This window comes from Ramlibacter alkalitolerans, assembly GCF_016722765.1.
Classification (GTDB): Bacteria; Pseudomonadota; Gammaproteobacteria; order Burkholderiales; family Burkholderiaceae_C; genus Ramlibacter; species Ramlibacter alkalitolerans.
This window is the reverse complement of record NZ_JAEQND010000006.1, coordinates 372,719-386,944: the sequence shown is the minus strand read 5'-3', so window position 1 is coordinate 386,944 and position 14,226 is coordinate 372,719. Positions and strand designations below refer to the sequence as shown.

14 protein-coding genes are annotated in these 14,226 nt (G+C 69.1%); 5 read left to right on the top strand and 9 right to left on the bottom strand.

The window, feature by feature from the left end; translation table 11 throughout:
* Positions 1 to 180 precede the first annotated feature (180 nt).
* The 9 genes from JI746_RS13000 to JI746_RS12960 form a co-directional block, all read right to left on the bottom strand.
* Positions 181 to 477: a hypothetical protein gene (locus tag JI746_RS13000; protein WP_201689988.1), complete on the bottom strand. Its 297-nt coding sequence runs from the start codon at positions 475 to 477 to the stop codon at positions 181 to 183.
* A 31-nt stretch (positions 478 to 508) separates the two neighbouring features.
* Entirely contained in the window at positions 509 to 772 is a 264-nt protein-coding gene (locus tag JI746_RS12995; protein WP_236599784.1) for a FixH family protein, read from the bottom strand.
* A 20-nt stretch (positions 773 to 792) separates the two neighbouring features.
* Positions 793 to 2,208: a cytochrome c oxidase accessory protein CcoG gene (gene ccoG / locus JI746_RS12990; RefSeq protein WP_201689986.1), complete on the bottom strand. Its 1,416-nt coding sequence runs from the start codon at positions 2,206 to 2,208 to the stop codon at positions 793 to 795.
* Positions 2,209 to 2,325: 117 nt separating this feature from the next.
* Positions 2,326 to 3,345 (bottom strand): cytochrome-c oxidase, cbb3-type subunit III, encoded by a 1,020-nt coding sequence (ccoP, locus tag JI746_RS12985; protein WP_201689984.1) that lies wholly within the window; start codon positions 3,343 to 3,345, stop codon positions 2,326 to 2,328.
* 12 nt (positions 3,346 to 3,357) lie between these two features.
* Positions 3,358 to 3,495, bottom strand: a complete 138-nt coding sequence (locus JI746_RS12980) for a cbb3-type cytochrome oxidase subunit 3 (RefSeq protein ID WP_201689982.1) — start codon at positions 3,493 to 3,495, stop codon at positions 3,358 to 3,360.
* 11 nt (positions 3,496 to 3,506) lie between these two features.
* Complete coding sequence (gene ccoO / locus JI746_RS12975; RefSeq protein WP_201689981.1) at positions 3,507 to 4,136, bottom strand: cytochrome-c oxidase, cbb3-type subunit II; 630 nt, start codon at positions 4,134 to 4,136, stop codon at positions 3,507 to 3,509.
* 18 nt (positions 4,137 to 4,154) lie between these two features.
* On the bottom strand, positions 4,155 to 5,585 hold the full coding sequence (gene ccoN, locus JI746_RS12970; RefSeq protein ID WP_201689980.1) for a cytochrome-c oxidase, cbb3-type subunit I: 1,431 nt from the start codon (positions 5,583 to 5,585) through the stop codon (positions 4,155 to 4,157).
* A gap of 91 nt (positions 5,586 to 5,676) precedes the next feature.
* Positions 5,677 to 5,814, bottom strand: coding sequence for a cbb3-type cytochrome oxidase assembly protein CcoS (gene ccoS / locus JI746_RS12965; protein ID WP_201689979.1), 138 nt, complete (start codon positions 5,812 to 5,814; stop codon positions 5,677 to 5,679).
* A 120-nt stretch (positions 5,815 to 5,934) separates the two neighbouring features.
* Positions 5,935 to 8,223: a heavy metal translocating P-type ATPase gene (locus JI746_RS12960; protein WP_201689978.1), complete on the bottom strand. Its 2,289-nt coding sequence runs from the start codon at positions 8,221 to 8,223 to the stop codon at positions 5,935 to 5,937.
* Between the two features lie 202 nt (positions 8,224 to 8,425).
* Between JI746_RS12960 and JI746_RS12955 the strand changes: the two genes are divergently transcribed.
* The 5 genes from JI746_RS12955 (at position 8,426) to JI746_RS12935 (ending at position 14,212) form a co-directional block, all read left to right on the top strand.
* On the top strand, positions 8,426 to 8,848 hold the full coding sequence (locus JI746_RS12955) for a universal stress protein (protein WP_201689977.1): 423 nt from the start codon (positions 8,426 to 8,428) through the stop codon (positions 8,846 to 8,848).
* 63 nt (positions 8,849 to 8,911) lie between these two features.
* Positions 8,912 to 10,810, top strand: coding sequence for a type IV pili methyl-accepting chemotaxis transducer N-terminal domain-containing protein (locus JI746_RS12950; RefSeq protein ID WP_201689976.1), 1,899 nt, complete (start codon positions 8,912 to 8,914; stop codon positions 10,808 to 10,810).
* Between the two features lie 11 nt (positions 10,811 to 10,821).
* Positions 10,822 to 11,499, top strand: a complete 678-nt coding sequence (locus tag JI746_RS12945; protein ID WP_236599783.1) for a response regulator — start codon at positions 10,822 to 10,824, stop codon at positions 11,497 to 11,499.
* A gap of 115 nt (positions 11,500 to 11,614) precedes the next feature.
* Complete coding sequence (locus tag JI746_RS12940; protein ID WP_201689972.1) at positions 11,615 to 11,905, top strand: DUF2249 domain-containing protein; 291 nt, start codon at positions 11,615 to 11,617, stop codon at positions 11,903 to 11,905.
* A 30-nt stretch (positions 11,906 to 11,935) separates the two neighbouring features.
* A complete protein-coding gene (locus tag JI746_RS12935) occupies positions 11,936 to 14,212 on the top strand; it encodes a nitric-oxide reductase large subunit (protein WP_201689970.1) in 2,277 nt (758 codons plus the stop codon).
* The last annotated feature ends 14 nt before the right edge of the window (positions 14,213 to 14,226 follow it).

Here is a 14,226-nt window from a genome sequence, read left to right as displayed (position 1 = left end):
GGAGGCGCGGGCGCGACGCCAGCTTCGCGCCAGTCTCTCACCCGCGCCGGAGGACAGTCGCCGAGGCGGACAGGGACCCGTCCTGGTCCGGTCCGGAGGCCACGCGTCCCCGAGCGCCCGAACCCAAAACAAAAAGCGGCCGCAGCCGCTCCTTGTCCCGAAACGAGTAGATCGTTCTCGCTACAGCGGCATCGCACCGCTCTCCCCCGGGCATGCGGCCGGACGCTGGTCGCGCGGATACGGGCAGCGGTTCAATTCGGCAGGTTCCAGGCGCAGCAGCGTCGTGAGCACGCAGGCGCCGCTGCACACGATCCAGAACGCGAAGAACGCGAAGGTGTAGGCGGCCTGCCGCGACAGGCGGAGGTTGTGCCCGGCCCATTGCAGTTCCGCGGGATCGACCACGGCGAACACCATCAGTTCCAGCACGCAGGCGGCCATGAAGGCCGGCCATGCGATCCACATCATGCGGGTGACCATCGTTCTTCTCCCTCCCCTGGCAGCGCGCGCCTCAGGGTTGTTGCGCCGGGGCCGCGGCGTGGTTGCGGCCCTGCAGCGCCGGCAGGTTGGCCTTGTCGCGCGCAGCCAGGGTGCGGTTGATCTCGATGCCGCGGCGATAGTAGTCCGCCTCGACGACCGGGTCGGGGCTCTTCACCGCGATCCAGGCGGTGGCGAGCGCCGCCACGACGACCGTGGCCGGACCGGAAATCAGCAACCACACGTGCCCGTGCTTCCACCACGGGGCGCTGTCCTGCCTCTGCGATTCGTTCATCATGCGTTGCGCCTTTCAGGCTTTCACCGGGGGACGAGGAAGACCGACTTCTCGCGCACGCGGGCATCGGTGCCGTTGTCGATCTCGAAGTGGATGGGATGCGAGCCGGGGGCGGCGGAGCCGTAGGGCACCTGCAGCCGCACCGCGACCCAGCGCGATTCGGTGGCGCCGACCTCGACCACCCGGTCGGACGCGACCGAGAGGCCCGGCAGGCCGGTGGCGTCGAGGCGGTAGTGCTGCTTTTCCTCGCTGGCGTTCATGATCTGCAGCCGGTACACGTTCTCCAGCATGCCGCCGGCCACGATGCGCGAGAGCGCCGCGCGGTCGCGGACCACGTCCACCTTCAGCGGCGTGCGCAGGGCCAGGCTCACCATCACGGCGCTGGTCAGCACCAGCAGGATCGACGCGTACACCAGCACCCGCGGCCGCAGGATGCGGTGCAGGATCGCGTCGCGCCCGCCGCCGGAGGCCATCGCGTTCTGGGTGGAGAACCGGATCAGCCCGCGCGCATAGTTCATCTTGTCCATCACGCCGTCGCACACGTCGACGCAGGCACCGCAGCCGATGCACTCGTACTGCAGGCCCTTGCGGATGTCGATGCCGGTCGGACAGACCTGCACGCACAGGGTGCAGTCGACGCACGAGCCGAGGTTCAGCGCCACGGGGTCGGCCTTGCGCCCGCGCGAGCCGCGGGGCTCCCCGCGGCCGGTGTCGTAGCTGACGATCAGCGTGTCGCGGTCGAACATCGCGCTCTGGAAGCGCGCGTAGGGGCACATGTACTTGCAGACCTGCTCGCGCATGAAACCCGCGTTGCCGTAGGTCGCGAAGGCGTAGAAGAAGACCCAGAACACTTCCCACGAGCCCATGCGGGTCTGCAGGAATTCCATGCCCAGTTCGGTGATCGGCGTGAAGTAGCCGACGAAGGTGAAGCCGGTCCACATGGCGACCATGCCCCACAGCAGGTGCTTGAAGGACTTCTTGACCAGCTTCTCGAGGTCCATGCCCGCCGCGTCGAGCTTCATGCGGGCGCCGCGCTCGCCCTCCACCTTGCGCTCGATCCACAGGAACATCTCGGTGTAGACGGTCTGCGGGCAGGCGAAGCCGCACCACAGGCGGCCGGCGACGGCGGTGAACAGGAACAGCGACAGGGCGCTGATCACCAGCAGCCCGGTGAGGTAGATGAAGTCCTGCGGGTAGAGGACGTAGCCCAGGATGTAGAAGCGGCGGGCGCCGAGGTCGAACAGCACCGCCTGGCGATCGCCCCACTGCAGCCACGGCAGCCCGTAGAAGATGATCTGCGTCAGCCACACGAAGGCCCAGCGCCAGCGTGCGAAGGTGCCGGTCACGGACCGGGGATAGACCTTGCTCTCGGAGGCGTAGAGACCCTGGACCTGGCCGTCTGGCGCGGCCTGTACCGGGGTGATCGGGATGACTTTCATGGCGAGGAATGATGCGCGGCGGCCACGATCCGCCACTTGAGTTTGATCAAACGCAAAGAAAAAGGGCCGACGCGGCCCCTTTCCGGTGCACCGGGCGCGGGCCGCAGCCCGCCGCCCTCACCGGTCCTTGTCCTTGTCTCCGTGCTTGTCCTTGTCCCCGTGCTCGTCCTTGTCACCGTGCTTGTCCTTGTCCCGGTGCTCTTCCTTCTTGATGCCGTCATCGTGCCTGTCGTTCACGGGCTTGTTCGACAGCCCCCAGACATAGCTGGCCAGCACGTGGATCTGCGCCTCGGTCAGCTTGCCTTCCTGCGCCGGCATCTGGTTGGTCTTGCCGCCGTTGACCATGTTCATGACGGCCTGCTCGCCCCAGCCGTGCAGCCAGGTGTCGTCGCTCAGGTTGGGCGCGCCCATGGCCTGGTTGCCCTTGCCCTCCGGCCCGTGGCAGGCGGCGCAGGCGGTGAACTTGCTCTTGCCCAGCTGGGCGCGCACGGAGTCGTGCGGCGCCTTCGACAGGCTCAGCACGTAGTTGGCGACGTTCTTCACGTCGTCGGCCGTGCCGACGGCCGCGGCCATGGGCGGCATCATGCCGATGCGGCCCTTGGTGATCGTCTCCTTGATCTTCTCCGGCGTGCCGCCGTGCAGCCAGTCGGCGTCCGCCAGGTTCGGGAAGCCCTTGCTGCCGCGCGCGTCGGAGCCGTGGCACTGCGCGCAGTTGTTCATGAACAGGCGCTCGCCGATCGCCATGGCGTTCGGATCCCCGGCCAGTGCCTCCACCGGCCTGGCGGTGAACTGCGCATACAGCGGCTCGAGTTCCTTGTTCGCGGCGTCGACTTCCTTGCGGTACTCGCCGGCGGTGCTCCACTTCAGGTTGCCTTCATAGGAGCCCAGGCCCGGGTAGGCGACGAGGTACAGCAGCGAGAACACGATCGTGATGATGAACAGGCCCACCCACCACAGGGGCAGCGGGTTGTTCATCTCCGTCAGGTCCTCGTCCCAGACGTGGCCGGTGGTGTTGTCGCTGCTGGCCGCCACCTTCTTGCGCGAAGTGAACCACAGCAGCAGCGCGCAACCGAAGATGCCCGCCAGCGTGACCCCGGCAACGTAGACGGACCAGAAGCCGCTCGTGAAATCGCTCATGGTCTTGTTCTCTCAATCTTGTTCGAAGGGGATCCGCGCCGCTTCCTCGAAGCCGCTGCGGTTGCGGCGGGACCAGGCCCAGCCGACGATGCCGATGAAGGTGGCGAACGAGGCCACGGTCACGATCTCGCGCAGGATGTTGATGTCCATGGTCGGTCCCCCTACTTCAGCGCCTTACCCAGCGACTGCAGGTACGAGACCACGGCATCGAGCTCGGTCTTGCCCTTGAGTTCTGCGGGCGCCTTGGCGATCTCTTCGTCGGTGTAAGGCACACCCACGGTGCGCAGCGCCTTCATGTGGGCGGCGATGCTGGCGCCGTCGGCCGGGTTCTTCTCCAGCCACGAGTAGGCCGGCATGTTCGATTCAGGCACCACGTCGCGCGGGTTGTTCAGGTGGATGCGGTGCCACTCGTCCGAGTACTTGCCGCCCACGCGGTGCAGGTCCGGGCCCGTGCGCTTGGAACCCCACTGGAACGGGTGGTCCCACACGAATTCGCCCGCCACCGAGTAGTGGCCGTAGCGCAGCGTCTCGGAGCGGAACGGCCGGATCATCTGCGAGTGGCAGTTGTAGCAGCCTTCGCGCACGTAGATGTCGCGGCCGGCGACCTGCAGCGCGGTGAGGGGCTTCAGCCCCGCCACCGGCTCGGTCGTGGACTTCTGGAAGAACAGGGGCACGATCTCCACCAGGCCGCCGATGGCGACCACCAGCAGGATCAGCACGATCATCAGGAAGTTGCTGGTCTCGATCTTCTCGTGCGAGAAGCCGGCAGCGGAAGTTGCGTTGTCGCTCATGGTGTTCGGCTCTCTTGATCAGGCGTGGGCGACGGCGGCGGGCACGGTGATGCGGACGGCGCGGCCGTTGGCGACCGTCATCCAGGTGTTCCAGGCCATCACCAGCATGCCGGTGAGGTACAGCAGGCCGCCCGTCACGCGGATCACGTAGAAGGGATAGGTCGCCTTGACGCTTTCGACGAATGTGTAGGTGAGCGTGCCGTCGGCATTGATGGCGCGCCACATCAGGCCCTGCATCACGCCGGCGATCCACATCGCGGCGATGTACAGCACGATGCCGATGGTGGCGGTCCAGAAGTGCAGCTCGATCGCCTTGACCGAATACATCTTCTTCTGGCCGAACAGGCGCGGGATCAGGTAGTACAGCGAGCCCATCGAGATCAGGCCGACCCAGCCCAGGGCGCCGGAGTGCACGTGGCCGACCGTCCAGTCCGTGTAGTGCGACAGCGCGTTGACCGTCTTGATCGACATCATCGGGCCCTCGAACGTGCTCATGCCGTAGAAGGACAGCGACACGATCAGGAAGCGCAGCACCGGGTCGTCGCGCAGCTTGTGCCAGGCCCCCGAGAGCGTCATCACGCCGTTGATCATGCCGCCCCAGCTCGGCGCCAGCAGGATCAGGGAGAACATCATGCCGACCGACTGCGTCCAGTCCGGCAGCGCGGTGTAGTGCAGGTGGTGCGGGCCCGCCCACATGTAGGTGAAGATCAGGGCCCAGAAGTGCACGATCGACAGGCGATAGCTGTACACCGGGCGCTCGGCCTGCTTGGGGATGAAGTAGTACATCATCCCGAGGAAGCCCGCGGTCAGGAAGAAGCCGACCGCGTTATGGCCGTACCACCACTGCACCATCGCGTCCTGCACGCCGGCGTAGGCCGAATAGGACTTCATGGCACCGGCGGGAATCGCGGCGCTGTTCACCAGGTGCAGCAGGGCCACGGCGATGATGAACGCGCCGTAGAACCAGTTGGCCACGTAGATGTGGCGCACCTTGCGCATGCCGATGGTGCCGAAGAACACGATCGCGTACGAGACCCAGACCAGCGTGATCAGGATGTCGATCGGCCACTCGAGCTCCGCGTATTCCTTGCCCTGCGTGTATCCCAGCGGCAGGGAGATGGCGGCGGCGACGATCACGGCCTGCCAGCCCCAGAACATGAAGGCGGCGAGCCGGGGGGCGAACAGCGGCACCTGCGAGGTGCGCTGCACCACCCACAGCGAGGTGGCGAACAGCGCGCAGCCGCCGAACGCGAAGATCACGGCGTTCGTGTGCAGGGGCCTCAGCCGCCCGTACGAGAGCCAGGGAACGCCGAAATTCAGTTCAGGCCAGGCCAGCTGGGCCGCGATGAACACGCCGACGAGCATGCCCACCACTCCCCAGACGACGGCCATCAGCGAGAACTGCCGCACGACCGTGTCGTTGTAGATGGCAGTGGAAGCTTGTGTCATGAAGCACCTTTTTCAGATGCGACAAGTCTCCGATCCGGGTAAACCCGCCCGCTTGACGAAAATCAAGTGCCTGGGCGTTTGTTGACCAGAATCAATCTCCGCGCAGGATGCGCTCGCCTTCGGCCTCGATGCCGTCGAACTGCCCGCGCCACACGGCCCACCCGAGCGCACCCAGGATGGCGAGCGCGAGGACGACGGACAGGGGGATGAGGATGAAGAGGACGTCCATGTGAAATTCGTCAGAAAGTCGTCATCGCCGCGAAGGCGGGGATCCAGGGCCGGCCGAAGGCGGGCGCGCCATCCCGGATTCCCGCCTGCGCGGGAATGACGGGAATGGCGGCCGGTGCGCTCATGTCCGCAGCCGCGCGAGCCGCGCGGCGTTGAGCACGACGAACAGCGAGCTCGCCGCCATGCCCAGGCCCGCCAGCCACGGCGGCATCTGCCCTGCGATGGCCAGCGGCACCGAGACCGCGTTGTACAAGGCGGCCCAGCACAGGTTCTGCCGCACCACGGCGCGCGTGCGCCGCGCCTGCTGCAGGATGGCGGCCACGCCTTCGAGCTGGCCGCCCTGGATGATGAAGTCGGAGCGCGCCTGCGCCACCGGCACGGCTTCGCCCAGCGCGATGGAGAGGTCGGCGCGCGCGAGCACCGGCCCGTCGTTCATGCCGTCGCCCACCATCGCCACGCGGCGCCCCGCGGCCTGCAGGCCGGCGACGCGATCGAGCTTGTCCTGCGGGCCCTGGCCGCCCCGCGCCTGCTGCAACCCGGCGCGCTGCGCCAGGCGCTGCACCGCGGCCGACCGGTCGCCCGAGAGCACTTCGGCCTGCAGGCCCAGGCGCTGGAGGGAAGCCACGGCAGCCAGCGCGCCGCTGCGCAAGGTCTCCTCGAGTTCGAAGCTGGCCAGCCAGCCCGCCTCGTCGGCGAGGTGGACTTGGGCCAAGCCTGCTTGTTCGCTGCCGGCGACGCCGCAGAAGGCCGCCGAACCGAGGCGCAGACAGCGGCTGGCACCGCCCGCGTCCACCCTGCCCGCGACGCCGCGTCCACCGTGTTCCTGCACCGCGTGCGCCTGCAGGCCCGAATCGGGCGCGGCCGCGGCCAGCGCGCGAGAGGCCGGATGCAGCGACTGCCGCGCCAGGGCGCCGGCCAGCGCCAGCGCTTCCTGTCCGGTCACGCCGTCGCGCGTGCGCACCGCGCGCAGCGACATGCGGTCGATGGTCAGCGTGCCGGTCTTGTCGAACACCACGGTGTCGATCGAGGCGCCCGATTCCAGCGCTTCCAGCCGCTGCACCAGGATGCCGCGCCGCGCCAGCGCGCCGGCGGCGGCAAGCGTGGCCGCCGGAGTGGCCAGCGACAGTGCGCAGGGGCAGGTGACGATCAGCACGGCCACCGCCACGCCCAGCGCATGGCCCGGGCCCTGCGGCCACCACCACCAGGCCGCGGCGGCGGCGCCGAACAGCACCGCGACGAGGAAGGGCGAGGCGAAGCGGTCCGCCAGCCGCGCGATGGCGGGCTTCTCCACCGAGGCGCGCTCCATCAGGGCGACGATCTGGCCGTAGCGCGTGGCGGCCCCGGTGCGTTCCACCAGGACCACGACGGTGCCGCTCAGGTTGGCGCTGCCCGCGATCACCGGCTGGCCGACGTGGCGCGGCAGCGGCGTGGATTCGCCGGTGAGCAGGGCTTCGTCGACCTGCGTCTCGCCTTCGAGGATGCGGCCGTCGGCGGGGAACACTTCGCCGGCGCGCAGCCGGATGCGGTCGCCCGCCTGCAGCCGGCGCACGGCGATGCGTTCGGTGCTGCCGTCCGCGGCCAGCCGCTCCACCGTCTCCGGCAGGCGGCGCGCCAGCGCTTCCAGCGCGCCGGCCGTGCGATCGCGCAGCCGCTGCTCCAGCAGGCGCCCGGACAGCAGGAAGAAGACGAACATCGTGACCGAGTCGTACCAGACCTCGCCGCCCATGGGGCCGCCCGGATCGAAGGTGGCGGCGGTGCTGGCGCCGAAGGCGATCGCGATGCCGATGGCCACGGGCACGTCCATGCCGATGCGGCCATGGCGCACGTCCCGCCAGGCAGAGGCGAAGAACGGGCGGCAGGAAAAGAGCAGCACCGGCAGCGTGAGCAGCCAGGCCGCCCAGCGCAGCAGCGCGGCCACATCGGGCGTCATCTCGCCCGGTGCGGCGACATACGCGGGCACAGCGTACATCATCACCTGCATCATGCAGAAGCCGGCCACCAGCCAGCGCCACAGCATCATGCGCCGGGCCTGCCGGCGCGGCACCGCCGCGAGCTGGTCGCTGGCCGGCAGCCCGCGGTAGCCGGCGCGCTGCAGGGCCTCCAGCCATTGCGAAGGGCGGCCCTGCGCGGGCGCCCACACGATGCGCGCGGTGGCCGTGGCCCCGTTCACCTGCACGTCCTCGACGCCCGGCAGGGGCATCAGGGCCTGTTCGATGGTGAGCGAGCAGCCGGGGCAGTACATCCCTTCGACGGCCAGGTAGGACTCCCAGGCGTCGTCGCGGCCCTTCGCCGGGCGGCTGAAGGACTCCCATTCCGCCCGTTCGTCGAGCGCGCAGGCCGCCGCGCCGGCGCCGGCGCGCGCCGGGGCGGCGGCAACCGGCACCGGTGGCAGGAGGGCGGCAGCTTGCATGGGACTAGGCTAAGGTCCGCACCCCACCCTCCACTTGATGCATGTCAACCGGGTCCGGGCCCCCCGGCCTAAGCTGGCTTGGCAGGCATCTGCAGACGGGGCAGCGGCCCGCGGCCCGTGCCGACCCGTGGCAACATACCCGGGCCGGCTCTGAACGGACCGGTGCCCCTACCGCCCAAGAACAAGACGCAAGAGAACCAGCATGAAGATCCTCCTGGCTGCCGACGGCAGCACCTATACGAAGAAGGCGCTCGCCTTCCTGGTGACCAACCACGAGATCGCCGGTGGCGACGGCCACGTCGTGGTGGTCAACGTGCAGCCGGCCATGCCGCCGCGGGTGCGGAGCATGGTGGGCGCGTCCGCCGTGCAGGACTACCACCGCGAGGAAGCCGAGAAGGTGCTCAAGCCGATCGAGAAGTTCCTGCAGCGCCACGACATCCCCTACACCACGCGCTGGGCGGTCGGCAATCCCGGCGTCGAGATCGTCAAGGCCGCGAAGAAGGACAAGGCGCAGATGATCGTGATGGGCACCCACGGCCACGGGATCCTCGGTCGCGCCATCCTGGGCAGCGTCGCCCAGAACGTGCTCACGCAGATCGAGATCCCGGTCCTGCTGGTGAAATGAGGGGCCCTGCCGTGCCTTGACCGCCGTCAAGGTGCGGGTGCGGCCGGCCCCTAAGCTGGCAGCGTGAAGCTGCCACCGACCCTCACCGCCAGGCTGGTCGCCACCGGGACGGGGCTGCTGCTGCTGGCCCTGGTGTCCATCAGCCTCACCCTCTGGGTCACCTGGAACATGCAGGGCGGCGCCGCGGCCGTGAATGAAGCCGGCCGCATGCGCATGCAGACCTACCGGCTCGCGCTGGTGCTGCACACCACCGGCAACGGCGACGAGGCGCGCGCGCTGGCCCGCGGCTTCGAGGAGAGCCTTGCGCTGCTGGAAGGCGGCGATCCGTCGCGGCCGCTGTTCGTGCCCTGGTCACCGCCATCGCGCGCCCGGTTCACCGCGGTGCGCACGCGCTGGCAGGCGCTGCGCGCGCGCTGGCTGGACGGCACGCCGGACCCTGACCTGGTGCAGGAAAGCGCGGGCTTCGTCGCCCTGGTGGACGGCCTCGTCGCCGCCATCGAGGCGCAGATCTCCCGCTGGACGACGGTGCTGCAGATGTTCCAGCTCGCGCTGGTCGGCCTCGCCATCACCAGCGCGGTGCTGATGTTCTATTCGGGCTACGTGTTCGTGCTGCGGCCGCTCGCCGGCCTGAAAAAGGGGCTGGCGGCGGTGCAGTCCGGCGAGCTGCGCACCCGCGTCGAAGTGGACAGCGGCGACGAATTCGGCGAACTGGCGGCCGGCTTCAACGACATGACCCGCACCCTGCAGTCGCTGTACCTGGACCTGGAGGAGAAGGTGCGCGAAAAGACGCGTCGCGTCGAACACGAACGGCAGCGCCTGGCCGACCTGTACGAGGTCAGCGCCTTCGTCGCCGAGGCACCCACGCTCGATGCGCTGGCGCGCGGCTTCGCCGGGCACGTGCGGCGCATCGCGCGCGCCGACGCCTGCGCGGTGCGCCTGCGCGCCGAGGATCCCCGACGCTTCGTGCTGGTGGCGCACGAGCTGCTGCCCGACGACCTCGCCGCCGCGAACGCGTGCATCGAATCCGGGGCCTGCCACTGCGGCGAAGTCACGGTGCAATCGCAGACGCGCGTGATCCCGATCGCCAGCGCCGAACGACCGACGCTGGGCTACTGCGTGCGGGCGGGCTTCACCACCGTGGTCTCCGTGCCCGTGCGCATCCACGAGCGCCTGCTCGGGGAAGTGAACCTGTTCTACCGCGGACCGGTCGACCTGTCGAACGAGGACCGCGACCTGCTCGACGCGCTGGCCAGCCATTTCGCCAGCGCGCTGGCAAGCCAGCGGGCCGCCGCGCTGGAACGCGAGGCGGCCGTCGCGGAAGAGCGCGGCCTGCTCGCGCGCGAGCTGCACGACTCCATCGCGCAGGCGCTGCTGTTCATGAAGATCCAGGTGGGACTGCTGCGCCAGGCCGCGCAGCGCGGCGACCACGCGGCCGCGGAGCGCGGGATCGCCGAACTCGAGACGGGGGTGCGCGACTGCTATGCCGACGTGCGGGAACTGCTGTTGCACTTTCGCACCCGCACGAGCGAGCAGGACATCGAGCCGGCACTGCGCACCACGCTGCAGAAGTTCGAGCACCAGACCGGCCTGCCGGCGCGGCTCAGCATGCAAGGGCACGGCGTGCCGCTCGCGCCCGACGTCCAGGTGCAGGTGCTGCACATCCTGCAGGAAGCGCTGTCCAACGTGCGCAAGCACGCCCGCGCGCGCCACGTGGAACTGCGCGTGCAGCCGGCGCCGCACTGGCGCTTCGAGGTGCACGACGACGGCGCCGGCTTCGACCCGCAGCGCCCCGGCGCCGACGCGACGCGCGTGGGCCTGCGCATCATGCAGGAGCGGGCGCTGCGCATCGGCGCGCGGGTGCAGGTGCACTCCGCGCCGGGCGCGGGCTGCACGCTGGTGCTGGAACTGCCCGCCACCGGGCCGGCCGCCATGCCGGCCCCCGCCGCGCAGGCGCTGGCATGAAGGAGAATGCGATGAGTCCCGTTCGCCTCCTCGTCGTCGACGACCACACGCTGTTCCGCCGCGGCCTGGTCGCCCTGCTCGCGGCCGATGCCACGCTGCACGTGGTCGGGGAGGCCGCCGACGGGGTGGAGGCGGTCCGCAGGGCCCGCGCCCTGCAGCCGGACGTGGTGCTGCTGGACAACCACCTGCCCGGCGCCACCGGCATCCAGGCCATCGCAGAGCTACGGGACGCGGCACCGCTGGCGAAGATCGTGCTGCTGACGGTCAGCGAGGACGACCGGGACCTGCAGGCGGCGCTGCGCGCCGGAGCCCATGGCTATCTCCTCAAGACCATCGAGGGCGACGTGCTGGTCCAGGCCATCCACCGCGTGCTGCGGGGCGAGCCCGTGATCAGCCCCGAGCTCATGACCAGGCTGGTTGCCGCGCTCCAGGCATCCGGCGGTCCCGCGGCGTCGGCCCTGGCGGCGGAGGCCCCGCCGCAGCCCGAGGGCGGGGCGCAGCTGTCGCCGCGCGAACACGAAGTGCTGCAGCAGATCGCCCGGGGCGCCAGCAACAAGGAGATCGCCCGCACGCTGCTGATCGCCGAGACCACGGTGAAGATCCACGTGCAGCACATCCTGCGCAAGCTGGGGGTGAGCTCGCGGGTGCAGGCCGCCGTGCTGGCCAGCGGAGGGACCAGCCGGTTCTGAGGGCACGCTCAAAGGTGCATTTGAAAAGCACCTTTGACCCAGATCAACTCCCGGGGGGCCCGGCTCCGCGATATTTGCTGCATCCCAAATGCACCTTATATCGCAAGGAGCCCCGATGACCCAGAGCGCAGTCCGCATCGACGCCCAGTCGATCCCCCCGCACGCCCGGCACGCCACGATCTTCGCCACCTTCGCCGAGCTGGCGGACGGCCAGACGATGGAGCTGGTGAACAACCACGATCCGCGCCCGCTGTTCTTCCAGTTCCAGAACTTCGTGCCCGGCCAGTTCGACTGGAGCTACCTCGAGCAGGGTCCCGAGACCTGGCGCGTCGCCATCAAGCGCACCAAGGCCGGCTCCGCCTACGACGGCGGCAGCAGCTGCTGCGGCGGCGGCTGCGGCGGTTGAACCCACGTCCACGATGAGGAGAGAAAAAACATGAGGCACACCACCACCCTGTGGCGCTGGCTGGCACTGATCTTCGTGCTGTCCTTCGGCGCGCTCGGCTACCTGGGCTACCAGATCTACCTGACGGCGCCCCCCATTCCCAAGTCCGTGGTCAGCACCGACGGCCAGGTCCTGTTCACCGGTGAACAGGTCCAGCGCGGCCAGCAGGTCTGGCTCGCCGCCGGCGGCCAGCAGCAAGGCTCCGTCTGGGGCCACGGCGCGTATGTCGCCCCCGACTGGTCCGCCGACTGGCTGCACCGCGAAGCCGTGGCGCTGAAGGACCTGCGCGCGAAAGCCATCGCCAGGGACCCCGCGGCGCTCACCGCCACCGAGCGCGGTGCCGTCGAAGGCGCCCTGAAGGAGGAGATGCGCACGAACACGTATGACGCCGCCACCGGCACCGTCACCGTGTCGCCGCAGCGCGCCCAGGCGATCCGCCAGGTCGCGGATCACTATTCGTCCCTGTTCGGCAACGACCAGACCTTCGCCAAGCTGCGCGAGCAGTACGCCATGGTGGAGAACAACGTGCCCGCCAAGGCCGATCGCCAGGCGCTGACCGCGTTCTTCTTCTGGAGCGCCTGGGCCGCCGCCACCGACCGCCCGAACGACCCGGGCGTCTCGTACACCAGCAACTGGCCGCACGAGCCGCTGGTGGGCAACACGATGACGACCTCGTCGGCGATGTGGTCGATGGTCTCGATCATCCTGCTGCTGGCCGGCATCGCCGCCATGCTGTGGCTGCACGGCGCCAGCAAGCACGAGGAAGAAGCCGTCCCGCCCAAGGCCGACCCGCTGGTCGGCGTCAAGGCCACGCCTTCCATGAAGGCCACCCGCAAGTACTTCTTCGTCGTGATCGGCCTCATGCTGCTGCAGATCGCGATGGGCGCCATCACCGCGCACTACGCCGTCGAAGGCACTTCCTTCTTCGGCCTGCCGCTGTCGGAGATCCTGCCTTATGTGACCAGCCGCACGGTCCACACGCAGATGGGCATCTTCTGGATCGCCACCGCGTGGCTCGCCACCGGCCTGTACATCGCCCCGATGCTGGGCGGCAAGGAGCCGAAGTTCCAGAAGCTGGGCGTCGACTTCCTGTTCTACGCACTGCTCGTCATCGTGGTCGGCTCCACCGCCTTCGGCTGGCTGGGCAGCCTGCAGCGCGCCGGCACCGACTTCTCCTTCTGGATCGGCAACCAGGGCCTGGAGTTCACCTCCATGGGCCGTGTGTGGCAGTACCTGCTGTTCGTCGGCCTGATCCTGTGGGCCGTGCTCCTGGGTCGTGCCCTGTGGCCCGCGCTCAAGACGCCCAGCGAAAGCCGCGGCCTGATCGCCATGGTCTTCCTGTCGGCCACCTGCATCGGCGGCTTCTACGCGACGTCCCTCACCTGGGGCCAGAACACCCACTACTCGATGGTGGAGTACTGGAGGTGGTGGCTGGTGCACCTGTGGGTGGAAGGCTTCTTCGAAGTGTTCGCCACCGCGGTCATCGCGCTGATCTTCACCAAGCTGGGCCTGGTGCGCGCCTCGAGCGCCAACCGCGCCATCGTCGCCGAGACCATCGTCTTCCTGTTCGGCGGCATCCTGGGCACGCTGCACCACCTGTACTGGACCGGCACGCCGGTGTCCGTGATCGCGGTCGGCGCGGTGTTCTCCGCGCTGGAAGTGGTTCCGCTGACGCTGATCGGCCTGGAAGCCCTGCAGACCTGGAAGCGTTCGCAAGGCACCCCCTGGCTCGCCGCCTACAAGTGGCCCGTGCTGTACTTCGTCGCGGTGGGCTTCTGGAACACCGTCGGCGCCGGCCTGCTCGGCTTCGCGATCAACCCGCCGGCCTCGCTGTACTACGTGCAAGGCCTGAACATGACCGCGGCCCACGGCCACGCCGCCCTCTTCGGTGTGTACGGCATGCTGGGCATCGGCCTGCTCCTGTTCTGCCTGCGCGGCCTGTATGCCCGCCACCTGCACGCCGACGGCCTGCTCAAGCCCGCCTACTGGGGCCTGAACATCGGCCTGGCCATGATGGTGTTCCTGTCGCTGCTGCCCGCCGGCATCTACCAGGCGTACGCCGCGGTCACCAAGGGCCTGTGGTACGCCCGCTCGGCGGAAGTGATCCACTCGCCGGTGATGGAAACCCTGGTCTGGCTGCGCGTCCCCGGTGACATCCTGTTCTCCGTGGGTGCCGTGCTGCTGGCTGCCTATGCAGTCAAGCTGCTGCGGCGCGGAACTTCACCGCAGGTCGCGCCAGCCGGCGACGTCGCCGCGGTCGCGAGGTAAGCGTAAGCTTCAAA

Coding starts and splice junctions, on each gene's coding strand:
- JI746_RS13000 (WP_201689988.1), bottom strand. CDS start 477: ATGGTCACCCGCATGATGTGGATCGCATGGCCGGCCTTCATGGCCGCC.
- JI746_RS12995 (WP_236599784.1), bottom strand. CDS start 772: ATGATGAACGAATCGCAGAGGCAGGACAGCGCCCCGTGGTGGAAGCAC.
- ccoG (WP_201689986.1), bottom strand. CDS start 2,208: ATGAAAGTCATCCCGATCACCCCGGTACAGGCCGCGCCAGACGGCCAG.
- ccoP (WP_201689984.1), bottom strand. CDS start 3,345: ATGAGCGATTTCACGAGCGGCTTCTGGTCCGTCTACGTTGCCGGGGTC.
- JI746_RS12980 (WP_201689982.1), bottom strand. CDS start 3,495: ATGGACATCAACATCCTGCGCGAGATCGTGACCGTGGCCTCGTTCGCC.
- ccoO (WP_201689981.1), bottom strand. CDS start 4,136: ATGAGCGACAACGCAACTTCCGCTGCCGGCTTCTCGCACGAGAAGATC.
- ccoN (WP_201689980.1), bottom strand. CDS start 5,585: ATGACACAAGCTTCCACTGCCATCTACAACGACACGGTCGTGCGGCAG.
- ccoS (WP_201689979.1), bottom strand. CDS start 5,814: ATGGACGTCCTCTTCATCCTCATCCCCCTGTCCGTCGTCCTCGCGCTC.
- JI746_RS12960 (WP_201689978.1), bottom strand. CDS start 8,223: ATGCAAGCTGCCGCCCTCCTGCCACCGGTGCCGGTTGCCGCCGCCCCG.
- JI746_RS12955 (WP_201689977.1), top strand. CDS start 8,426: ATGAAGATCCTCCTGGCTGCCGACGGCAGCACCTATACGAAGAAGGCG.
- JI746_RS12945 (WP_236599783.1), top strand. CDS start 10,822: ATGAGTCCCGTTCGCCTCCTCGTCGTCGACGACCACACGCTGTTCCGC.
- JI746_RS12940 (WP_201689972.1), top strand. CDS start 11,615: ATGACCCAGAGCGCAGTCCGCATCGACGCCCAGTCGATCCCCCCGCAC.
- JI746_RS12935 (WP_201689970.1), top strand. CDS start 11,936: ATGAGGCACACCACCACCCTGTGGCGCTGGCTGGCACTGATCTTCGTG.